The following is a 20,992-nucleotide window of genomic DNA, read 5'->3' as shown; positions in this document are numbered from 1 at the left end:
AGCCGGTGCCACCGGGGCGACCAGGCGTCCGGCGGTAAATCCATGCTCGGCGGCCGGGGCGCGATCGCAAACGTCAGCTGGCTCACATCGACCGCCACGGCCTGGCAGCACGCCCGCTGACCTGCAGGTTCCTCGTGGCGGTGGGGTTGCTCACACCGACTCGGCGGGCCGCGGCCGGGTTGGAACCGTGCGGACGGCCCTCGAACGGCCGATGACCTTCGAACGGGTGAACCGGTCCGTTCCGGGTACCCGACCGCGCCGGGGCCGGTCGCACCAGCGGAATCGACGGGCCCCGCCGCGGGGCAGCGGCCCCGCGGCGCGCCCCATCTGTCGCGGGACCCCCCGGCGGTGGAGAGGCTGGGCGGAGTGCCGACGCGCCGGCCGAGCACCGAGGAGGAACGGATGACTTCCCGTCCTGGAGAACGCCTTCACGCCGTGGTCACCGGCGGGGCCGGTTTCGTCGGCTCCCACCTGTGCACCGCACTGGTCGCGCACGGGTACCGGGTCACCTGCGTCGACGACTTCTGCACCGGGTCCGCGGCCAACGTGGCCCACCTGGCGGGGAGCCCCGGCTTCGAGCTGCGGGAGGCCGACGTCGGAGAAGGACTAGACGTCGACGGGCACGTCGACCACGTGTTCCACCTGGCTTCGCCCGCCTCGCCCGCCGACTACCTGCGCCTGCCGCTGCACACGCTGGACGCGGGCAGCCTGGGCACCCGCAACGCCCTGGAGCTCGCCCGCCGGAACGGCGCCAGGTTCCTGCTCACGTCCACCTCCGAGGTGTACGGCGATCCCCTCCAGCACCCGCAGGTGGAGAGCTACTGGGGCAACGTCAACCCGGTCGGCCCGCGCAGCGTGTACGACGAGGCGAAACGGTTCGCCGAGGCGCTCACCACCGCCGAGGCCGGCGCCCTCGGCGTGAACACCGCGATCGTCCGGCTGTTCAACACCTACGGCCCGCGGATGCGCTCCCACGACGGACGGGCGGTGCCCACCTTCATCCGCCAGGCGCTGTCCGGGGAGCCGCTCACCGTCACCGGCGACGGCACCCAGACCAGATCGCTCACCTACGTCACCGACACGGTCGAGGGCATCCTGGCGATGGCCCGCTCCGACCTGGCCGGCCCGGTGAACATCGGCAACGACGTCGAGTTCACGATGGTGGAACTGGCGCACCTGATCGTCGAGCTCACGGACTCGTCCTCCACCGTGCAGTTCGTGGCCCGGCCGACCGACGACCCCGCGGTGCGGCGCCCCGACATCACGATGGCCCGCGACAAGCTCCGCTGGGAGCCGACGACGCAGGCCCGCGAGGGACTGGCCGCCACGATCGAGTGGTTCCGCGCCCACCCGGAGGCCTGACACCGACGCACCCGGTGAACGGTGTCCCGTCGCCGGTCGAATCGAGGAGGTCACACGCCATGCGCGTGCTCGGAATCAACGCCCTGTTCCACGACCCGGCAGCCGCTCTGGTCATCGACGGCCGTACGGTGGCCGCCGCCGAGGAGGAACGGTTCAGCCGCCGCAAACACGGCAAGCGCCCGCTGCCCTTCTCGGCCTGGGAACTGCCGGTCCAGGCCGCCCGCTGGTGCCTGGCGCACGCCGGACTGACGCCCGCCGACCTCGACCTCGTCGGCTACTCCTTCGACCCCGCGCTGGCCCGCCCGGCCGACGCCATGGGCCTGGACGACCCCTGGGACCACCTGCGGCTGCGGTACGCCCACGAGGCGCCCGGCTTCCTCGCCGAGGCGCTGCCGGGTCTGGACCCGGCCAGGGTCCGCTTCGTCCCGCACCACGTCGCCCACGCGGCCTCCGCCGCGTACGCCGCCGACGGCGCCACCGACCCCTGTTCCGTCCTGGTCCTGGACGGCCGGGGGGAGGCCACCTCCCACCTCGCGGCCCGGCGGGTCGGCACCCGCCTGGAACCGCTGGCCGGCCAGCGGCTGCCCCACTCGATGGGGCTGGTGTACGAGGAGCTCACCCAGCACCTGGGCTTCCTGCGGTCCTCGGACGAGTACAAGGTCATGGCGATGGCCTCGTACGGGACCCCGAGGATGGCCGACGTGCTGCGCCGGCACGTCTACCCGACGGGTGACGGCGGCTTCCACGCGAGTGCCGTGCCGTGGACGGAACTCGCCCCGGCGCTCGCCCCCGGCCAGGAGTGGACCCCGCTGCACGCCGACCTCGCCGCCTCCACGCAGCGCGTGCTGGAGGAGGTCCTGCTCGACCTGGCCCGCTGGCTGCACGGCCGAACCGGGGACCGCCTGCTGACACTGGCCGGCGGCGTGGCGCTGAACTGCGTGGCCAACTCCAGGATCGCGGCCGAGGGCCCCTTCGACCGGGTCTGGGTGCAGCCCGCCGCCGGAGACGCGGGAACCGCGCTCGGCGCGGCCCTCCAGCTGGCCGCCGCGGGCGGTGACCAGCCGCTCCCGATGCCCGGCGTCGACCTCGGCCGGGGCTGGTCGGACGCGGAGGTGGAGGCGTGGCTGCGCCGCGCCCGCGTCCCGTACGAGCGGCCGGGCGACGTGGCGGCCGAGGTGGCCGCGGCGCTCGCCGAGGACGGGATCGTGGCGTGGTTCCAGGGCCGGTCCGAGTTCGGGCCCCGGGCACTGGGCCACCGCTCGCTGCTCGCCCACCCCGGCCGGTCGGCCAACCTGGAGCGGCTGAACGACGTGAAGGGGCGCGAGCAGTTCAGACCCGTCGCCCCGATGGTGCTCGCCGACCGGGCCGCCAAGATCTTCGAGGGGCCCCTGCCCAGTCCGTACATGCTCTTCGTGCACCGGGTCACCGCCGAATGGCGCGACAGGATCCCCGCCGTCGTCCACGTGGACGGCACCGCGCGGATCCAGACCGTCGACCGGGCCGCCGACCCGCTCACGGCCCGGATGCTGGAGGAGTTCGAACTGCTCACCGGGCTGCCGGTGGTGGTGAACACCAGCCTCAACACGGCCGGCCGGCCGATGGTCGACGACGTGCGCGACGCCCTGGAGTGCTTCGGCTCCTCCCCGGTCGACCTGCTGGCGCTCGGCCCCTTCGTGGTCCGGCGCGGCCGGATGTTCGCCGACCCGGCCCGGCCCGGGGAGGGAGCGCGGTGAGTGGCGGCCCGACCGCCTACGCGGTGGTCGTCCCGACGCTCGGCAGGCCCAGCCTGACCGCCTGCCTCCGGGCGCTGGCGGACGGCCAGGGGCCGCCGCCGGAACAGGTCGTGCTGGTCGACGACCGCCCGCTGACCGACTGCGGGCCGCTGGCCGTCGAGGTGCCACCGGCGCTGCGGGACCGGCTGACCGTCCTGCCCGGCGGCGGCAACGGCCCGGCGGCGGCCCGCAACACCGGGTGGCGAAGCGTCTCCCAGCCCTGGGTCGCCTTCCTGGACGACGACACCGTTCCCGGCCCGACCTGGCCGCGGGACCTGGTGGCCGACCTGGCCGCCGCGCACCCCACGACCGGCGGCGTCCAGGGGCGCATCGAGGTGCCCCTGCCCGTCGGGCGACGGCCCACCGACTGGGAACGCGGCACGGCGGGTCTGGCCCGCTCCCGGTGGATCACCGCCGACATGGCCTACCGGAGGGCGGTGCTGGTGCAGGTCGGCGGCTTCGACGAACGCTTCCGCCGGGCCTTCCGGGAGGACGCGGACCTGGCCCTGCGGGTACTGGACGCCGGCTGGCGGCTGGAGACGGGCAACCGCCGCACCACCCACCCGGTGCGCCCGGCGGACCGCTGGGTCTCGCTGCGCCAGCAGGCCGGCAACGCCGACGACGTCCTGATGAACCGGCTGCACGGGCCGCGCTGGTGGGAACGGGCCCAGGCGCCCCGCGGACGCTTCCCCGCCCACGTGGCGGTGACCGCCGCGGCGGTCACCGCGCTCGGAGCCGCCGCCGCCGGTCGACCGCGTGCCGCCGCGGCCCTCGCCGCGCTGTGGCTGGCCGGCACGGCGCAGTTCGCCGCCGCCCGAATCCTGCCCGGCCCGGGCACCGGGGAGGAAGTCGCCACGATGCTGCTGACCAGCGTGCTCATCCCGCCGGCCGCCTGCCGGCACCGGCTCCGGGGCCTGCTGCGCCACCGCGCGGCCGAGCCCTGGTACGCGCCGGATCCCGGCGTGGCGCCCGCCGAGCCGCAGGTGGGGCGGACGGCCCGGCCGGTGGAGCGGGAGGCATCCTCATGACCTCCGCCACCGGCCGGGCACCGGCCGTCGCGCGCCCGCCGCACGGCGGGGCGCGGTCCGCCGAGCCCTGGATCTTCCCCGCGAGCCCCCGGCCGGGCGGGGCTCCCGCGGCCGCCGCCGTGCTCTTCGACCGGGACGGGACGCTGGTGGAGGACGTGCCCTACAACGGCGACCCGGCCCTGGTGCGGCCGGTGCCCGGCGCCGTTCGGGCGGTGGCCGCGCTCCGGGCCGCGGGCCTGGTGCTGGGCGTCGTCAGCAACCAGTCCGGCGTGGCCCGCGGCCTGCTGACCCGGCGGCAGGTGGAGGCCGTGCAGGCCCGGGTCGAGGACCTGCTCGGCCCGTTCGGGATCTGGGCGGTCTGCCCGCACGGACCGTCCGAGGGCTGCGGGTGCCGCAAGCCCGCGCCCGGCCTCGTCCTGGCCGCCTGCCGAGGCCTCGGCGTGCCGCCGGCCCGGACGGTCGTCATCGGGGACATCGGCGCCGACGTCGGAGCGGCCCGCGCGGCGGGCGCCCGGGCGATCCTCGTACCGACGCCCGCCACCCGGCCGGAGGAGGTCGCGGACGCCGGCACCGTCGCGGCCGACCTGACCGCCGCCGTCCGGCTGGTCCTCGACGGCCGGCCCGGCACCGACCGGGAGGGCACATGACGACCCTCGTGGTCAGGCTCGACAGCGCCGGCGACGTCCTGCTGGCCGGCCCGGCCGTCCGGGCCACCGCCCACGGCTCCCGGCGGGTGGCGATGCTCTGCGGACCGCAGGGCGCCCCCGCCGCCAGGCTGCTCCCGGGCGTGGACGAGGTCGTGGTCTGGGACTCGCCCTGGACCGGCTTCGACCCGCCCCCCGCGACGGCCCGGGGCGTCATGGAACTGGTGTCCTCGCTCGCCTCCAGATCGATCGAGCGGGCCCTCGTCCTGACGTCCTTCCACCAGAGCGCCCTGCCGACCGCGCTCCTGCTCCGGATGGCGGGCGTGGCCCACATCGCCGCGGACAGCGTGGACTACCCGGGTTCGCTCCTGGACCTGCGCCACCGGCGCGGCGAGGGGCGCCACGAAGCGGAGGCGGCCCTCGACCTGGCCGGGGCCGCGGGCTTCCCCCTGCCGCCCGGCGACGACGGCCGGCTGGCCGTCCTGCCGCCGCCCGACCAGCGGCACCTCACCGGCCCCGGCCGCTACGTCGTCCTGCACCCGGGAGCCGCCGTGCCCGCCAGGGCGCCCGGTGCGCGCCTGGCCGCGGCCGCGGTACGGGCACTGACCGCCGCGGGCCACCGGGTGGTGGTGACCGGCGGACGGGCCGAGAAGGAGCTGACGGCCGAGGTGGCCGGCGCCGACGCCCTCGACCTCGGCGGGCGCACCGGCCTCGCCGAACTGGCGGGCGTCCTCGCCGGCGCCGATGCCGTCGTCACCGGGAACACCGGTCCGGCCCACCTCGCCGCCGCCGTCGGCACCCCCGTGGCCTGCCTGTTCGCGCCCGTCGTGCCGGCCCACCGCTGGCGGCCGTACGGCGTGCCGCACGTGCTGCTGGGACGCCAGGACGCCCCCTGTGCCGGGACCAGGGCCCGGACCTGCCCGGTCCCGGGCCACCCGTGCCTGGACTCGCTCACCGCGGAGGAGATCGTCACGGCCGTCGACCTCCTGCGGGCCCCGCCGACCACGACCGAGCGGCCGTCCCGGAGGTGACCCGATGAACATCCTGCTGTGGCACGTGCACGGCTCCTGGACGACCGCGTTCGTCCAGGGACCGCACACCTATCTCGTACCGGTCACGGAGGACCGCGGACCGGACGGCCTCGGGCGCGCCCGGACCTTCGACTGGCCGCGCACCGTGCTGGAAGTGCCGCCGGCGCGCCTGCGCGAGACCGGCATCGACCTGGTGGTGCTCCAGCGGCCGCACGAAGCGGCGCTCGCCGAACGGTGGCTCGGCCGACGGCCCGGCCGCGACCTGCCGGCCGTCTACCTGGAGCACAACAGCCCGCACGGCGACATCCCGGACACCCGCCACCCGATGGCCGACCGGGACGACCTGACCGTCGTCCACGTCACCGACTTCAACGACCTGTTCTGGGACTGCGGCAGCACCCGGACCACCGTCATCGAGCACGGCGTCGTCGACCCCGGGTACCGCTACACGGGAGAGCTGGCCGCCTCGGCCGTCGTGGTCAACGAGCCGGTCCGCCGCGGCCGCACGACGGGGACCGACCTGCTGCCGCTGTTCGCGCGGCAGGGCCCCCTCCACGTCTTCGGCATGGCGACCACCGGGCTCGCCGCCCACCTCGGTCTGCCACCGGACCGCTGCCGGACGGCCGAACTGCCCCAGGCCGCCCTGCACGCCCAACTGCCCCGGCGCCGGCTCTACCTGCACCCCGTGCGGTGGACCTCCCTCGGCCTGTCGCTGCTGGAGGCGATGCACCTCGGCATGCCCGTGGTGGCCCTGGCCACCACCGAGGTCGTCCGCGCCGTGCCGCCCGGAACGGGCGTGCTCTCCACCGACGTCCGGGAACTCGCGGAGGCGGTGCGCCACTACCTGGCCGATCCGGCGGCGGCCAGCCACGACGGGCTGCGCGCCCGCCAGGCCGCCCTGGAGCGGTACGGCCTGAAGAGGTTCCTCGCCGACTGGGACCGCCTGATCGAGGAGGTGACCCGTTGAACGCGCCCCTGAGCATCGACCTGGTCTCCGAACACGCCAGCCCCCTCGCCGTCCTCGGCGGGGTCGACGCCGGCGGGCAGAACGTCCACGTCGCGGCGCTCGCCGGCGCCCTCGCCGACCTCGGCCACCGCGTCGTGGTCCACACCCGGCGGGACCGGGCCGACCTCGCCGAACACGTACCGCTGCGCCCGGGCGTCCTGGTTCACCACGTACCGGCCGGCCCGGCGCGCCAGCTCCTCAAGGACCAGCTGCTGCCGTACATGCCGGCCTTCGGGGACGAGCTGGCGCGGTACTGGCGGGCCCGTCCGCCCGACATCGTGCACGCGCACTTCTGGATGTCCGGACTGGCCGCACTGCGCGGCGCCCGGGACCTGGCCATCCCGGTCGTGCAGACCTACCACGCACTCGGCGTGGTCAAGCGCCGCCACCAGGGGGCGGCCGACACCAGCCCGCCCGGCCGCCGGACCATCGAGACCGCCATCGCCTGCTCGGCCCACCGGCTGGTGGCCACCTGCAGCGACGAGGTCGCCGAACTCCTGGGAATCGGGGCTCCCGCCGACCGGATCAGGGTCGTGCCCTGCGGCGTCGACCCGGCCCGCTTCACCCCGACCGGACCGAGCGCGCCGCGCGGCGGGCGCCACCGACTGCTCATGGTGGGCCGGATGGTCCCCCGCAAGGGCGCGGAGACCGCCGTCGAGGCGCTGGTCCGGCTGCCCGGCACCGAACTCCTGGTGGCCGGCGGACCGCCCGCCAACGAGCTGGACGCCGACCCGTACGCGCGACGCCTGCGCGCGCTCGCGGCCCGGCTCGGCGTGGCCGACCGGCTCGTCCTGCTGGGCGCGGTGCCCGCCGAGGACATGCCCGCCCTGCTGCGCAGCAGCGACCTGGTGATCTGCCCCGCCCACTACGAGCCCTTCGGCATCGTCCCGCTGGAGGCGATGGCCTGCGGCGTGCCGGTCGTCGCCACGGCCGTCGGCGGGCACCTCGACACCATCGCGGACGGGCGCACCGGCACCCTCGTGCCGCCCGCCTCCGCCGAGGCCCTGGCAGCCGCCGCGCAAGCCCTGCTGGCCGACCCGAAGACCCGTCACGCCTACGGCGAGGCCGGGCGCCGCCGCGTCCTCGCCTTCTACACCTGGCACACCGTCGCCACCTGCACGGCGAAGGTGTACGAGGAACTGCTGGACCGCACCGACCCGCCCGGCCGGAAGGGCGGCGCGAACCGGGCTCCGCGGGTCACGACAGGAGGCCCCCGATGACCGCCGGCTTCTTCGACGCCGCCGACGACCTGGAGCAGGCCGCCCGGCACTGCCGGGCCCTGGAGAGCGCCATCGGTGCCCTCCGCGCCCACCAGCTGCCCCTGCTCACCGGGTGGGGCGAGGCGCTGGCCGGCCTGCTGCCCGCGGGCAGCCGCCTGCTCGCCGCCGGCAACGGCGGCAGCGCCGCCCAGGCCCAGCACCTGACGGCGGAACTGGTGGGCCGCTACCGGGGCGAGCGCGCCGCGTACTCGGCGATCTCCCTGCACGCCGAGACCTCCAGCCTCACCGCCATCGGCAACGACTACGGCTTCGAGGAGGTCTTCGCCCGCCAGGTCGAGGCGCACGGCAGCGCCGGTGACGTCCTCGTCCTGCTGTCCACCTCGGGCCGCAGCCCCAACCTGCTGGCGGCCGCCGACACCGCCCGCTCGCTGGGCCTGGGCGTGTGGGCGATGACGGGCCCCGCACCCAACCCGCTGGCGGAGCGCGCGGACGAGGCGCTGGCGGTGGAGGCACCGGAGAGCGCCACCGTGCAGGAGGTCCACCTGGCCGCCCTGCACATGGTCTGCGAAGCCTTCGACGCCGCGCTCGACCGCCGCCAGGACTCGGACGATCCGGTCACCGAGCCCGGCCGCGACCTGCCCCGACTGCCGGGGAGGGCCTCGTGAACGGCCCCCTGGTGGTGGTCGGCGACAGCCTGCTCGACATCGACGTCGACGGCCGCGCCGACCGCCTGGCCCCGGACGCCCCGGTGCCCGTGGTCGACGTGTCGGTCGAGCGCAGCCGCCCCGGCGGCGCCGCCCTCGCCGCGGGCCTGATGGCGCGGACCGGCCGCGAGGTCGTCCTGGTCACCGCCCTGGGTGACGGACCGGCGGCCCGCACCCTGCGCCGCCACCTCACCGGCCGCGTACGACTCGTGGAACTGCCGCTGGCCGGCGACCTCCCGGTCAAGACCCGCGTGCGGGTCGACGGCCGCGCCCTGCTGCGCATCGACCGCGGCGGCGGAACCGTCGGGCCCCCCGACCACCGCGCCGCCGAGGCGCTCGCCCGCGCCGCGGCCGTCCTGGTGGCCGACTACGGCCGGGGAGTCGCCGACCGGCTGCGCTCCCCGCTGACGGCCGGCGCCGCGCACGTCCCGCTCGTCTGGGACCCGCACCCGCGCGGCGGACCGCCGGTCCCCGGCGCGCGGCTGGCCACCCCCAACGCCGCCGAGGCGAGGGCCTGGGCCGCCGCCCTCGACCCGGGCTGCCCGACCGGCGACGGGCTCCCCGACCACACCGCCCGCGCAGCCCTGCTGGCCGACCGCTGGCGCGTCGCCTCGGTGGCCGTCACCCTCGGGCGACGGGGCGCGCTCCTCAGCCGGGGCACCGAGAGCCCCATCCTGCTCCCGGCCCCCTACGAGGCCACCGGCGACCCGTGCGGAGCCGGCGACTGCTTCGCGGCGGCTGCCACCGCGGCGCTGGCGGCCGGCGCCATCCCCGAGGAGGCCGTCCACGCCGGGGTCACCGCGGCGGCGGACTTCGTGGCCCGCGGCGGCGCCGGCAACCCGGCCCTGTGGGACGAGGCCACCGCCCCCGCCACCGCGCCGCCGGACGCCCTCCGGACCGCCGAGGCCACCCGGGCCAGGGGCGGCACGGTCGTGGCGGCGGGCGGCTGCTTCGACCTGCTGCACGCCGGCCACGTCTCCCTCCTGGAATCCGCCGCCCGCCTGGGCGACTGCCTGATCGTCTGCCTGAACTCCGACGACTCGGTGCGCCGCCTCAAGGGCCCGGGCCGCCCGCTCAACCCGGTGGGCGACCGCACCCGGGTCCTCACCGGCCTCGGCTGCGTGGACGCCATCCAGGTGTTCGAGGAGGACACCCCGGAACAGGTCCTGCGCACCCTGCGCCCCGACGTCTGGGTCAAGGGCGGCGACTACCGTCCCGAATCCCTGCCCGAGGCCCGGGTGCTGGCCGAATGGGGCGGCCAGGCGCTGGTCCTGCCCTACCTGGACGGCCGTTCCACCACGGCGCTCGCCGAACGGGCCGCCGTCCGGGCCCGCCCGTGACCGAGCGGCCCGCCCTCCTGGTCCTGCGGGCGCTCGGGCTGGGCGACCTGCTCACCGGCGTGCCCGCCCTGCGCGCCCTGCGCCGCCGCCACCCCGGCCACGAACTGGTCCTGGCAGCCCCGGCCCGGCTGTCACCCGCCCTCGCCGCCACCGGCACGGCGGACCGGCTGCTGGCCACCGACGCCCCCAGCCGGGAGGTGCCCCACCGCCTGCCCTGGGACGGTCCACCGCCCGACCTCGCGGTGGACCTGCACGGCAACGGACCGGCCAGCCGCGACGTCCTGGCACGACTGCGGCCCGCCCGCCTCATCGCCTACGCCGACGCCCGCGCCCCGCGCTGGCGCGACGACGAGCACGAGCGCGAACGCTGGTGCCGCCTGCTGCGCCACCACGGCATCGGAGCGGACGCCGGAGACCTGCTCATCGCCCGGCCCGCCGTCCCGTCGCCCGCACCCGGGGCCGTGGTCGTCCACCCCGGAGCCGACGCGGCCGCCCGACGGTGGCCGCCCGGCCGGTTCGCCGCGGTGGCCCGGGCGCTGCGGGGGGACGGCCACCGGGTGGTGGTCACCGCCGGCCGGGGAGAACGCGCCCTCGCCGAGGAAGTCGCACGCGGCGCCGGACTGGCGCCGGGGGACGTCCTCGGCGGCGGCACGGACCTGCCCTTCCCCCTGCTGGCGGCGCTGGTGGCCGAGGCGCGCGCAGTGGTCTGCGGGGACACCGGGATCGCCCACCTGGCGACCGCGCTCGGAACGCCCTCGGTGACGCTGTTCGGCCCGGTCTCGCCGGTGCTGTGGGGGCCGCCGGCCGTGCCCCGCCACCTCGCCCTGTGGCGGTACGAGGGCGGGGAGACCCGGCCCGGCGACGCCCATGGCCGGCGGCCGGACGCCCGGCTGCTGCGCATCCGCCCGGCCGACGTGCTGGCTGCCCTCTCGGAGCTGCCGCTCGCGCGGTCGGCGCCTCCTCCGGGGCACGAAGCCCCGGTTCAGCCGACGTAGCGGCGGGCCCGGGAGGCACGCTGCGCCCCCTCCAGGCTCCGCAGCGCCCGTTCGACCCGGGGCGGCACGGTGCGCCGTTCGCGCACCACCCACGGCAGGCCCGCCGCCGCCTCGGCGAAGGCGCGCAGGGACACCGCGTCCCGCGGCACGGTGCGGGCCAGGAAGGCGGTGCGGCGCGCCGCGGGCCACAGCGGACGGCGCAGCCAGGTGAACCAGAGGGTGTTGCGGATCCCGTGCCGTCGCCGCAGCGTCGCGTCGCGGGCCGGGGACGGCCGGTGGTGGACCGTCAGGCCGTCGGCGTACACCAGCCAGTGGCCGGCGGCCGCGAGGTCGGCGGCCAGCAGCTCCTCCTCGCCGCCCAGCCAGAGCCGCGGCGAGAACCCGCCGACGGCGCGGAACAGGTCGGTGCGCAGCACCGTCGCCCCGGCGAGGAAGGAGCCGAGCGCCGGGCCCGGGAGCCAACCGGGCCCGGGCACCGGCGAGTTCCGCAGTTCCTCGACGATCGGGTCCTCGCGCGGCGGCGCCTGGGGGCGGTCGGGGTCGTGGACCAGGATCCGCGCGGTGACCGCCGCCACCGGCGGGTGGGCGTCGAGGAGCCGAACCGCCGCGTCCAGCGAACCCGGCTCCCACCAGGTGTCGTCGTCGCAGAATGCGAGGTAGCGCGTCGTCACCTCGCGGGCCGCCAGGTTCCGCCCGCAGGCGCCCGCGTTGCGCCCGGCCGGCAGCAGGCGGGCGCCGCCCGGGTGGTCGCGGACGGCCCGGGCCGTCCCGTCGGTGGAGCCGTTGTCGACGACCAGCACGGGTGGGCGCTCGGGCAGCTCGGCCAGGCGGTCGAGGGTGTGCAGGAGTTCGCGGCGGCGGTCGTGGGTGATCACGACGACGGTGACCGAGTGCCGTCCCCCGGCCGGTTCGCGCACCGCCACGGGCAGGCCCTCCAGGGTCCGGACGGCCCGCTCGACCCGCTCGGGCAGCGGATCGCGCCGGTGCAGGGCCAGCGGCAGCCGGGGCAGGGCGGACACCAGGGCCCGGCGCGCCACCGGTGCGTGCGGCGCGGCCCGCAGCACCGCGGCGGTGCGGCCGAGCGCCACCGGTCGGGAGCGGCGCAGCCAGTCGGTGAGGAGCGTGTTGCGCAGCTGGCGGGCCGACCGTCCGGGCCGGGAGTCCGGGGCGGGGTGGTGGTGGGCGACGACCTCGGGGCAGTAGGCGAGGCCCCAGCCCTCGGCGGCGAGGTCCAGGGCCAGCAGTTGCTCCTCGCCGCCGAAGTGCAGCAGCCGGTCGAAACCGCCGACGGAGAGGAACGCGTCCCGGCGGACGACGGCGGCACAGGCCAGGAAGCCGAGGACGGACGGTCCGGGCAGGTCCGCGTCGGTGCCGAGCGGGCCGGCGGCCAGTTCCTCGTTGATCGGGTCCGGTCGTTCGGCCGGACCGACCAGGGTGGCTCCGGCGAGCAGGGCCAGCCGGGGGTGCCGGTCGAGCAGCCGGACGGCGGAGTCCAGGGCGCCCGGCGCCCACCAGGAGTCGTCGTCGCTGAACGCGATGTACCGGGTGGACAGCGCGGTGGCGCCGACGGCACGGGCGGCCGCGCCGAGGTTGCGGCGCAGCCGGATCACCCGGACGGCGGGGTGGCCGGCCAGGACGGCGGCGGCGGTGCCGTCGGCGGATCCGTTGTCGACGACGGCGATCGGCGGACGCTCGGGCAGCGCCGCCAGGTGGTCCAGGGCGTCGAGCACGTTGGCCCGCCGGTTGCGGGTGATCAGGACCACGCCTAGGTCGGCAGGACGCATGGTGGCCCCCAGGGGATCCGGTCGGTGGCGGGGGAGCGCGGCGGACGGCGAGGGTCCGCGGGGGTGCTGCCCCGCTGCCGCCGCCGCCCCTCCAGTGTGACCCCCGGCCGTCCAGCTGGCGTGGCGGGCGCCGGGTGCCCTCACAGCTGGGCCGCGAGGGCGGCCAGCAGTGCGGCGAGACCGACGGCCAGCCAGGCGATGTAGTCCCCGAGCAGCCCGGAGTGCAGTCGGCGCAGCGGAAGGACGGTGACCCGGAACAGCCCGCCGGTGCCACGCCCGGGGTCGCGGCGGACGGCGGCGGTGGCGAAGCCGACGGCCAGCAGCGCGGAGAGCAGGCCCAGCAGCACGCCGGACACCGTCCACCACGCCTCGGGAGCGGCGCCGGCGGGGGCCGGGGCGCCCCCGAGGGTCTGGGCGAGGTAGCCGCCGCGGTCCGTGAAGGCGGCCGCTCCGGCCGCGAGCGCGCGCCCCACGCCCGGCAGCACGCCGACGGCCAGGCAGCTGGCCAGCAGTACCGCCGGGACGAGGAGCATCGGCACCGGCGGCCGGCGGCCCGGCTCGCGGATCTCGGGCTCCTCGCCCTCTCCGGTGGTCGCCGCCACCTCAGGGTGCTCGGCCGGCGGCGCGCCGAACCCGCCGAAGACCCGCAGCGCGGCGCGCAGCACCGCGCCGCCGGTGAGGGCGGAGACCAGCACGAACACCGCCGGCAGCCAGCCGCCCCAGTGCCCGGCGGCCTCCTCGGCTACGGCCTTGCCGAGCCCGGTGCCGAACGGCGGCAGCCCGGCGAGGGCGAGCGCGCCGATGACGAACAGCAGGCCGGTGAACCGGAGTTCGCGGGCCCGTCCGTGCAGCCCGTGCTCGTCCACCGAGCCGTAGCGGTCCAGCAGCACGCCGGTGAGGCCGAACAGCGCCGCCTTGGCGCCCGCGTGGCCGGCCACGTACACGGCCGAGCCGGTCAGCCCGGCCGGGTCGAGCAGCGCGGCGCCGATCAGGAACAGGCCGATGTGCCCGACGGTGGAGAAGGCGAGCATCCGCTTGAGGTGCCGCTGCTGCCAGCACATCACGGCGCCGACCAGCGCCGTCAGCACGCCGGCGGCGAGCAGGGTGTCGCGGACCGCGGCGTCCGGCAGCCCGCCCGCCCCGGCGAAGACCACCCGGTGGATGCGCGCCACCCCGTAGAGGCCGAGTTCGACCATCACCCCGGACAGCAGCATGCACACCGGGCTCGGCGCCACCGCGTGGGCGTCCGGCAGCCAGAAGTGGAAGGGCGCGGTCGCGGCCTTGACCAGCGGGCCTGCCAGCACCAGCACGAAGGCGACGACCACCAGGGCGTCCCGGCCGTGTCCGGCCGCGGCGCGTTGGTCCAGCGCGGTGCCGATCTGGGCGAGGCCGAGTTCGCCGGTGCGGGCGTAGAGCAGGCCGATGCCGAGCAGTGAGAGGTACGCGGCGGCCGAGTTGACCAGTCCGAAGGCGAGCGCGCCCTGCAGCGGGCGCGGGTCCTCGATCCGGTAGCCGGTCAGCGCGTAGGCGACCGCGCCCATCAGCTCGAAGAAGACGAAGGCGTCGAAGAGGTCCCCGGTGAGCGCGAAGCCGCACATCCCGGCCTCGAAGAGCAGCAGCAGGGCGGGGAACACCCCGCCGTGCTCGCCGGAGGGCTCGTCGAAGTACCGCCAGGCGTAGCAGACCACCGCGAGGACGAGGACGGCCGTGAGCAGGGCGAGGCCGGTGCCGAGCCGGTCGGCGACCAGCACGATGCCGACGCTGTGGCCGCCGCTCGGGGTCCAGCCGCCGAGCCAGGACACCGCCCGGCCGTCCGGCGCGGTCCGGGCCCACAGCAGGGCCAGGCAGACCACGTCGGCGGTGGCCAGGACGGCGGTCAGCGCGTCGCGGCCCGGTCGGGGCAGCCAGCGGCCGGCCACGGCCACGAGGGCGGCGCCCAGCAGCGGGACGGCGACGGCCAGCGGGAGCAGGTCAGCGGTGTTCACCGGCCGTTCACCCGCGCAGCCCGGTGAGTTCCTCCGGGTCCACCGTGCCGTGCCGCTTGCGCAGCTGGATGACCAGGGACAGCAGCAGCGCGGTGACGGTCGCCCCGACCACGATGTCGGTCAGGGCGAGCGCCTGGACCACCGGGTCGACCACCGGGGCGTCGGTCGGCAGGTCGGAGTAGACGGGAGCGGTGGCGCCGCTGCGGTAGCCGACCGCGAGCAGCAGCACGTACGTGGAGGACTGGGCGACGGCCAGGCAGCCGACCGCCTGCACCAGGTTGCGGCTGGTCACCAGGCCGTACAGCCCGGCGAGCAGGATCCACCCGGCGACCAGATAGGGGAGGAGACTCATGCGCCCACCTCGCTCCGCTCGGCGGTCGCTTCGCGAGACGCGCCCCTTTTGACGGTTCGCCCGCTCCGCTCGTTCACCGGCCCTCCCCGCCATGGACGACCTCGACCGCCTGGTCCAGGAAGTGCGCCAGCAGGACCACCACGCCGGAGGCGACCTCGACCCCGACGGCGGCGTTGATCACCGCCACCAGCCCGCTGGAGGACAGCTGGTTGAAGGTGCCGAGCGGCAGGGTGTTGGCGAGGTAGCCGGCGCCCTGGACGAGGCCGATCAGGCCGAGCGCGGCGTAGCTGCCGGCCGCGACGGCGTCCGCGACGTCCAGGACGGCCAGCGGGCGGACCCGCTTGAGCACCCGGCAGTCGGCGGCGACGTAGGCCAGGTGCAGGGCGGTGGCCAGCGCGACGCCGCCCTGGAAGCCGCCGCCGGGGCTCAACTGGCCGTGGGCGACGAGGTATCCGCCGACCAGCACGGTGACCGGCAGCAGGGCGGCGCCGAACAACCGCGTGGTGGGCAGCACGGATTCGGCGGCGGCGCGGCGCTTGTGCTCGTCCCGGGCGAGCCGCAGCAGTATGGCGGCGCCGAGTACCGAGCCGAAGAGGATGGACTCCTCGCCGAGGGTGTCGAAGGCCCGCTGGTCGAAGTTGACGGAGGAGACGATGTTGGCCGTCTGCCGGGCCAGCCCGGCAGCCACCGCCCGTTCACCGTACGGGTGGTGGCTGCCGCCGAAGCCGGGCAGCTCGGTGGCGGCAGTGATCAGGGCGGCGGCGAGGACGGCGGCGGCGGTGAGGAACAGCCGCAGCCGGGTGGTGCGGCTCACTCGGTGCGGTCCGGGCGTTCTTCCGACTGCTCCTGGCGGCGCACCCGGCGGACGGTCAGCAGGATCAGCAGCGGGGTGATCGCGCTGCCGACTCCGAGCTGGGAGAGTGCGACGTCGGGCGCCTGGAGCACGGTGAACAGCAGCGCGAGGCAGAGCCCGAGCAGCGCGAGGACGGCGGCCTGCCGGACCGGGTCGCGGGTGAGCGCGGCGGTGGTCGCGGTGACGGCGGTGAGCAGCAGGGCGATCACGGTCAGGGCGTTGGTCACTGCTGAGCCTTCCGTTCGGCGCGCACGGTGGTGCGCGCGACGGCCATGGTGGTGACGGTGCCGCCGACGGCCAGCAGCAGGCCGATCACCAGGAGCTTGACGGCCGCCCGCCCGGGGCCGGTGTCGACGGCGAGGGCGAGTGCGACCAGCGGAGCGCCGAGGGTGGCGGCGGGGGAGAGGGCGTGCAGCCGCAGGTAGGGGCCGGGCAGCACCACGAGGGCGAGGGCGGCGAGCAGCAGCGTGGCGGTGCCGGCCACCAGCAGGACCAGCGCGAGGGTGTGTCGGGGCGTCACCGCTGCCTCCCGGCCAGGAAGCGGGTGAACACCAGCGTCCCGGCGGGCGCCAGCACCGCGAGGTCCAGCGCCAGGTCGGTGTACGAGGTGCGGCTGAACCCCTGGGCGAGCAGCAGCAGGACGACGGAGGCGGTGGTCGCGGCGAGGTTGAGCCCGGCCAGGCGCTGCTCGGGTGAGCCGCGCAGGCCGAGCAGCAGGCACGGGCCGATCCCGCAGGCGGCCAGCAGGGCCGCCGCGAGCAGCCAGGCGTTCACTCCCCGGCTCCGGTCAACGCCCGCTCCAGCGAGGACCGTTCGTCGCCCAGCGTGTGGACGGTCAGTTCGCCGCCGTTCCGGCTGCCCACCGCGTACGCGCCGGGTGTCGAGGACAGCAGCGCCGCGCCCCAGGCCGCCCCGGTGCCGGAGGCGAGCCGGACGGTGCGGAATCCGCCTCGGCGGTGGCCGGGGAGGAGTACGGCGAGCGCGAGCCGGCCGGTGTCGGCCAGCAGGGTCCACGGGTACGCCCAGAGCGCCCGCCCCAGCCGGGCCGGTCCGCCGGGAGTCGCTCCGGACGCGCGCCGCACGGCCACCGCGCCCAGTGCGCCGAGGAGCGCCACGCCGCCGCCCACCGCCACCTCCAGCGGGGACACCGAGCTGATGAACACGATGTTCAGCAACAGCAAAACCCCCCACCAGAGCAGGAGTTCGAGCATCGTTCGCACTTCCACCACCCCCAGGTCGGTCCTCCGGGCGCCCGCCACCGCGGCGAGCGGCCCCCAGGTGTACCGTCCGGTCGGCGCAGGCGTCCCGCGCGCAACGCCGCGGGCGCGCGATCGCCGTACCGGACCACCCGTTCGCCGGACGACGGGCCGGAAAGCTCCGATGATCGGCCCGGCCCGCGCCGTCGTACCGCTTCGGTCGTGCTGCGACCGCCGCTGCTACTTCTCCGGCTCGTGGGCCGGCTCCGTCACCTCGAACTCCGGGCCGTCCTGCGGTCCCTTCTCCTCCTCGTGCTCCGGCGGCGGGCTCCCCTCGCCGGTCATCCGGGACTCCGGGGTCTCGACCGGCTCCGACGGGTCCTTCGGCACCGGATTCCTCATGGAGCTCATCGCGTTCGCCTCCTCTGGAACGGGCACGGGCGGGCCGGTCAGGGCTGGAACAGCACCTTGACCACGCCGTCCTGCTTGCGTTGGAACATGTCGTACGCGTCCGGCGCCTCGGCCAGCGGCACGTGGTGGGTGGCGAATCCCTCCACTCCCAGCGGGTCGCCGTCGCCGACCAGCGGCAGCAGGTCGTCCATCCAGCGCAGGACGTTCGCCTGCCCCATCCGCAGCCGCAGTTGCTTGTCGAACATGGTCAGCATCGGCAGGGGGTCGGTCATCCCGCCGTACACGCCGGACAGCGAGATCGTGCCGCCGCGCCGGACCAGGTCGACCGCCAGGTGCAGGGCGTGCAGGCGGTCGAGACCGACCCGGGTCATCAGTCTCGCGGCCAGCGCGTCCGGCAGCAGCGAGGTCATCCGCTGGGCGGCGGTCGCGGCAGGGGAGCCGTGCGCCTCCATCCCGACGGCGTCGATCACGGAGTGCGGGCCGCGGCCGTCGGTGAGGTCCCGGACGGCGTCGACCACCCGGGAGCCGAGCCGGGCCAGGTCGAGCACCTCCACGCCGTTCTCCGCGGCGCGTTGCAGCCGCTCGGGCACGAGGTCGACGCCGATCACGGTGCCGGCCCCGCGGTGGCGCGCGATCCGGGTGCACATGTCCCCGATCGGGCCCAGGCCGAGCACCGCGACGCTGCCGCCGGGCGGGATCTCCGCGTACTCGACGGCCTGCCAGGCGGTGGGCAGCACGTCGGACAGCAGCACGTAGCGGTCGTCCGGCGGCCCGTGCGGGACGGGCACCGGCAGCGTGTTGCCGAACGGGACCCGCAGCAACTCCGCCTGTCCGCCAGGTACCTGACCGTAGAGCTTGGTGTAGCCGAACAGGGCCGCGCCCGTGCCGTAGTCGTGCACCTGGGTGGTCTCGCACTGGGACTGCAGGCCCTGCACACAGGTGTGGCAGGTGCCGCAGGAGACGTTGAACGGGACGACCACGCGGTCGCCCGGATCGACGGCGTGCACCGCCGGGCCCACTTCGCGGACCACACCCATCGCCTCGTGGCCCAGGATGTCGCCCTCGTCCAGGAAGGCGCCCAGCACCTCGTACAGGTGCAGGTCGGATCCGCACAGCCCGGTGGTGGTGACCTCCACCAGGATGTCGGTGGGCTCCCGGACCACCGGGTCGGGTACGGAGTCGACGCGGACGTCGCGGCGCCCGTGCCAGGTCACGGCCTTCATGATTCTCCCTCCGGACGGGCCGGCGGCCGCGAGGGGCGGCCGCCGGTACCGGGTTCAGTCCTTGCCGATGTCCTTGACCTTCTCGCCGGCCTGCTTGAGGTCGCTCTTCGCCTGCTTGCCCCGGCCCTCGGCCTCGACGACCGGGTCGCCCGTGACCTTGCCGGCGGCCTCCTTGACCTTGCCGTGGGCCTTCTCGGCGATGTTGCGCGCCTTGTCCTCGGTACCCATGGGGTGTGCTCCTCTCGTGGTTCCGACGTCGGGGCGGTCGTGGCCCCTCGGGCCGCGTGTGCCCGGGCAGCGCGCTTCCACACCCCCTCAGGAGGCCGTCGGCTCGTTGTGGGCCCGCCCCGCCCGCCGTCCGAGGGCGGTGAGCCGGTCGACCGGGCCGCCGCGCCGGTGCCGGGACGCGGCCCGCACGCCCGGCACGCCGTGTTCCGGAGCCCCGCCGGCCGAGGGCAGCAGCCGCGCGGTCAGGGCGAGCAGCCGGTTGGTGGTGGCGGGGGCGACGCCGTGGGCGAGCACGGCGGCCTTCGCGAGCGGCGTCAGCACCAGCTCGCGCCGTCCGACCTCGATCGCCCGGACGATCCGCCGCGCCGCCCGCCGGGCGTCCATCGACACCAGCGGCATGGACGCGGCGGTCGCGAACCAGGCGTACTCGCTGCCCGCCTGCCCGGCGAACTCGGCGGCCGTGTGCGAGCCGGTGCGCATCAGCCCCGGAAGCACGGTGGTCACCCGGATGCCGTACGGCGCCAGCTCCGCCGCCAGCCCCTCCGAGAGGCCGGTGAGCGCGAACTTGGCGGCCACGTAGGGCAACAGGTGCGGGGCGGGGATCCGGCCGCCGATCGAGCTGATCATGACGATCGAGCCCGAGCCGCGGGCCCGCATCTGCGGCAGCACGGCCTGGACCAGCCGCAGCGGCGCCATCGTCATCAACTCGTGCGCCCGCCGGAAGTCCTGCTCCTGCACCGCCGAGAACGGGCCGACCTGGATCAGCCCGGCATTGTTGACCAGCAGGTCCACCCCGGTGCCGAAGCGCTCCCGCACGGCCGCGAGCAGCTGCCCAGGCGCCTCCGGGTCCATCAGGTCACAGGCCGTGCCGGCCACCTCGCCGGGCAGGCCGCGCAGCTGCCGCAGCGCCCGCTCCAGGCCCAACTCGTCCCGGCCGCAGAGCATCACCCTGCAGCCCCGCTCCGCCAGCTCACCCGCGATCAGCAGCCCCAGACCCCGGGAGGAGCCGGTCACCAGCGCCGTCCGTCCGGCCAGCACACCCATCGCCCGCACCCTTCCGCTCCGAGAAGTCCGATGCCGGCGCGTGTGTCCGACCGCCCCGCCCGCAAACCCGGGGTATGGCCCCTCCCCGCACTGCGCCGCCGGGTCGAGGAGGACCTCGCCCGGCGCGGCCTCGGCGCCGACCGCGTCCTCGCCTGCGCCACCCGGCTGCTCGACCTGGGCTTCTTCCGCATCGGCGCACCGGGCTACGAGCGCGACAACGGCTCCTACGGTCTCACCACCCTGGGGCGCGACCAGGTGGCCGTGCAGCGCGGCCGGGTGCACTTCGCCCAACGGGCCAAATCCGGCCGCGAGCGCGAGCTCACCCTGACCGACCGCGCGGCGGCCGCCGGCGTACGGGCCCTGCTGCGCCGCACGGACCCGGCGTCCCGGCTGCTGGCCTACCGCGAGGGCCGGGCCCGGACGGAGGTCGACACCGCCCGGCTCAACGGCTACCTGCGCGAACACACCGGCACCGACCTGTCCGCGAAGGACTTCCGCACCTGGCAGGCCACCGTCCTGGCCGCCGTGGGCCTGGCCGTCTCCTGGCCGGTGGCCGGCCGCTCACCGGCCGCCCGGCGACGCGCGGCGGCCCGGGTGGTCCGGGAGGTGGCCGGGTACCTGGGCGACACCCCCGCGGTCTGCCGGGCCTCCTACCTGAATCCGCGTCCGTTCGAGCTGTACGAGGAGGGCGTGACCCTGGCACCGGCCCTGCGGGGGCTCGCCGCCGGCGAGGGACAGGGGCTGCCGGGCACGGGCGAGGAGGTCGTGCTCGGTGGCACCCCGGGATGATCGACGGATCCCGGCCTCAGGACAG

23 protein-coding genes and 1 pseudogene are annotated in these 20,992 nt (G+C 76.4%); 11 read left to right on the top strand and 13 right to left on the bottom strand.

The genetic code is table 11. From position 1 onward, the window contains the following. The first annotated feature begins 402 nt into the window (after window positions 1–402). Genes ACFV1W_RS20055 through ACFV1W_RS20010 form a run of 10 tightly spaced genes read left to right on the top strand, consistent with a single transcriptional unit; the run spans window position 403 to window position 11,102 of the window. Window positions 403–1,362, top strand: coding sequence for an NAD-dependent epimerase/dehydratase family protein (locus ACFV1W_RS20055; protein ID WP_380418305.1), 960 nt, complete (start codon window positions 403–405; stop codon window positions 1,360–1,362). Window positions 1,363–1,421: 59 nt separating this feature from the next. Continuing rightward, window positions 1,422–3,095 (top strand): carbamoyltransferase, encoded by a 1,674-nt coding sequence (locus ACFV1W_RS20050; RefSeq protein WP_380418303.1) that lies wholly within the window; start codon window positions 1,422–1,424, stop codon window positions 3,093–3,095. Continuing rightward, window positions 3,092–4,162: a glycosyltransferase family 2 protein gene (locus tag ACFV1W_RS20045; RefSeq protein WP_380418301.1), complete on the top strand. Its 1,071-nt coding sequence runs from the start codon at window positions 3,092–3,094 to the stop codon at window positions 4,160–4,162. The genes ACFV1W_RS20050 and ACFV1W_RS20045 overlap by 4 nt, the downstream gene beginning before the upstream one ends. Further along, window positions 4,159–4,809 carry a D-glycero-alpha-D-manno-heptose-1,7-bisphosphate 7-phosphatase gene (locus ACFV1W_RS20040; protein WP_380418299.1) on the top strand — a complete coding sequence of 217 codons (651 nt, stop codon included), beginning with the start codon at window positions 4,159–4,161 and terminating at the stop codon, window positions 4,807–4,809. The genes ACFV1W_RS20045 and ACFV1W_RS20040 overlap by 4 nt, the downstream gene beginning before the upstream one ends. Next, window positions 4,806–5,837, top strand: coding sequence for a glycosyltransferase family 9 protein (locus ACFV1W_RS20035; RefSeq protein ID WP_380418298.1), 1,032 nt, complete (start codon window positions 4,806–4,808; stop codon window positions 5,835–5,837). Before ACFV1W_RS20040 ends, ACFV1W_RS20035 begins: the two co-directional genes overlap by 4 nt. 4 nt (window positions 5,838–5,841) lie before the next feature. Continuing rightward, window positions 5,842–6,804 carry a glycosyltransferase gene (locus tag ACFV1W_RS20030; RefSeq protein WP_380418296.1) on the top strand — a complete coding sequence of 321 codons (963 nt, stop codon included), beginning with the start codon at window positions 5,842–5,844 and terminating at the stop codon, window positions 6,802–6,804. After that, window positions 6,801–8,063: a glycosyltransferase gene (locus tag ACFV1W_RS20025; protein WP_380418294.1), complete on the top strand. Its 1,263-nt coding sequence runs from the start codon at window positions 6,801–6,803 to the stop codon at window positions 8,061–8,063. Before ACFV1W_RS20030 ends, ACFV1W_RS20025 begins: the two co-directional genes overlap by 4 nt. Further along, window positions 8,060–8,728 carry an SIS domain-containing protein gene (locus ACFV1W_RS20020; RefSeq protein ID WP_380418292.1) on the top strand — a complete coding sequence of 223 codons (669 nt, stop codon included), beginning with the start codon at window positions 8,060–8,062 and terminating at the stop codon, window positions 8,726–8,728. Before ACFV1W_RS20025 ends, ACFV1W_RS20020 begins: the two co-directional genes overlap by 4 nt. Continuing rightward, on the top strand, window positions 8,725–10,107 hold the full coding sequence (locus ACFV1W_RS20015; protein WP_380418290.1) for a PfkB family carbohydrate kinase: 1,383 nt from the start codon (window positions 8,725–8,727) through the stop codon (window positions 10,105–10,107). Before ACFV1W_RS20020 ends, ACFV1W_RS20015 begins: the two co-directional genes overlap by 4 nt. Next, the gene (locus ACFV1W_RS20010) at window positions 10,104–11,102 is read left to right on the top strand and encodes a glycosyltransferase family 9 protein (protein WP_380418288.1); all 999 of its coding nucleotides are present in this window, start codon (window positions 10,104–10,106) and stop codon (window positions 11,100–11,102) included. The genes ACFV1W_RS20015 and ACFV1W_RS20010 overlap by 4 nt, the downstream gene beginning before the upstream one ends. Here ACFV1W_RS20010 and ACFV1W_RS20005 read toward each other — a convergent pair. From ACFV1W_RS20005 to ACFV1W_RS19945, 13 genes and pseudogenes are all read right to left on the bottom strand, one after another. Beyond that, on the bottom strand, window positions 11,090–12,019 hold the full coding sequence (locus ACFV1W_RS20005; protein ID WP_380418379.1) for a glycosyltransferase family 2 protein: 930 nt from the start codon (window positions 12,017–12,019) through the stop codon (window positions 11,090–11,092). The two genes, ACFV1W_RS20010 and ACFV1W_RS20005, sit on opposite strands and share 13 nt — an antisense overlap. Window positions 12,020–12,457: 438 nt before the next feature. Further along, window positions 12,458–12,886, bottom strand: a pseudogene (locus tag ACFV1W_RS20000) (glycosyltransferase family 2 protein); the annotation flags it as partial. 140 nt (window positions 12,887–13,026) lie between these two features. Beyond that, the gene (locus tag ACFV1W_RS19995) at window positions 13,027–14,871 is read right to left on the bottom strand and encodes a complex I subunit 5 family protein (protein ID WP_380418286.1); all 1,845 of its coding nucleotides are present in this window, start codon (window positions 14,869–14,871) and stop codon (window positions 13,027–13,029) included. 7 nt (window positions 14,872–14,878) lie between these two features. Then, window positions 14,879–15,223, bottom strand: coding sequence for a sodium:proton antiporter (locus ACFV1W_RS19990; protein WP_380418284.1), 345 nt, complete (start codon window positions 15,221–15,223; stop codon window positions 14,879–14,881). Window positions 15,224–15,296: 73 nt separating this feature from the next. Further along, the gene (locus ACFV1W_RS19985) at window positions 15,297–16,037 is read right to left on the bottom strand and encodes an MnhB domain-containing protein (RefSeq protein WP_380418283.1); all 741 of its coding nucleotides are present in this window, start codon (window positions 16,035–16,037) and stop codon (window positions 15,297–15,299) included. Beyond that, window positions 16,034–16,303, bottom strand: a complete 270-nt coding sequence (locus tag ACFV1W_RS19980) for a Na(+)/H(+) antiporter subunit B (RefSeq protein ID WP_380418281.1) — start codon at window positions 16,301–16,303, stop codon at window positions 16,034–16,036. The genes ACFV1W_RS19985 and ACFV1W_RS19980 overlap by 4 nt, the downstream gene beginning before the upstream one ends. After that, on the bottom strand, window positions 16,300–16,596 hold the full coding sequence (locus ACFV1W_RS19975; RefSeq protein ID WP_380418279.1) for a cation:proton antiporter: 297 nt from the start codon (window positions 16,594–16,596) through the stop codon (window positions 16,300–16,302). The genes ACFV1W_RS19980 and ACFV1W_RS19975 overlap by 4 nt, the downstream gene beginning before the upstream one ends. Beyond that, window positions 16,593–16,850 carry a monovalent cation/H+ antiporter complex subunit F gene (locus tag ACFV1W_RS19970; RefSeq protein ID WP_380418277.1) on the bottom strand — a complete coding sequence of 86 codons (258 nt, stop codon included), beginning with the start codon at window positions 16,848–16,850 and terminating at the stop codon, window positions 16,593–16,595. Before ACFV1W_RS19970 ends, ACFV1W_RS19975 begins: the two co-directional genes overlap by 4 nt. Next, complete coding sequence (locus ACFV1W_RS19965) at window positions 16,847–17,296, bottom strand: hypothetical protein (protein WP_380418275.1); 450 nt, start codon at window positions 17,294–17,296, stop codon at window positions 16,847–16,849. Before ACFV1W_RS19965 ends, ACFV1W_RS19970 begins: the two co-directional genes overlap by 4 nt. Before the next feature lie 216 nt (window positions 17,297–17,512). Continuing rightward, window positions 17,513–17,683, bottom strand: coding sequence for a hypothetical protein (locus tag ACFV1W_RS19960; RefSeq protein ID WP_380418273.1), 171 nt, complete (start codon window positions 17,681–17,683; stop codon window positions 17,513–17,515). Between the two features lie 38 nt (window positions 17,684–17,721). Then, window positions 17,722–18,906, bottom strand: coding sequence for an alcohol dehydrogenase catalytic domain-containing protein (locus ACFV1W_RS19955; protein ID WP_380418271.1), 1,185 nt, complete (start codon window positions 18,904–18,906; stop codon window positions 17,722–17,724). Between the two features lie 54 nt (window positions 18,907–18,960). Beyond that, complete coding sequence (locus tag ACFV1W_RS19950) at window positions 18,961–19,134, bottom strand: CsbD family protein (protein WP_380418269.1); 174 nt, start codon at window positions 19,132–19,134, stop codon at window positions 18,961–18,963. Window positions 19,135–19,221: 87 nt separating this feature from the next. Then, window positions 19,222–20,178 (bottom strand): SDR family NAD(P)-dependent oxidoreductase, encoded by a 957-nt coding sequence (locus ACFV1W_RS19945; RefSeq protein WP_380418267.1) that lies wholly within the window; start codon window positions 20,176–20,178, stop codon window positions 19,222–19,224. A 30-nt stretch (window positions 20,179–20,208) separates the two neighbouring features. Here ACFV1W_RS19945 and ACFV1W_RS19940 point away from each other — a divergent pair, with 30 nt between their 5' ends. After that, a complete protein-coding gene (locus ACFV1W_RS19940; RefSeq protein WP_380418265.1) occupies window positions 20,209–20,967 on the top strand; it encodes a hypothetical protein in 759 nt (252 codons plus the stop codon). Window positions 20,968–20,992: the final 25 nt, after the last annotated feature.

The organism is Kitasatospora sp. NPDC059648 (genome assembly GCF_042734825.1).
In the GTDB taxonomy this organism is placed as follows: Bacteria; Actinomycetota; Actinomycetes; order Streptomycetales; family Streptomycetaceae; genus Kitasatospora.
This window is presented reverse-complemented; position numbering and strand designations above follow the sequence as displayed.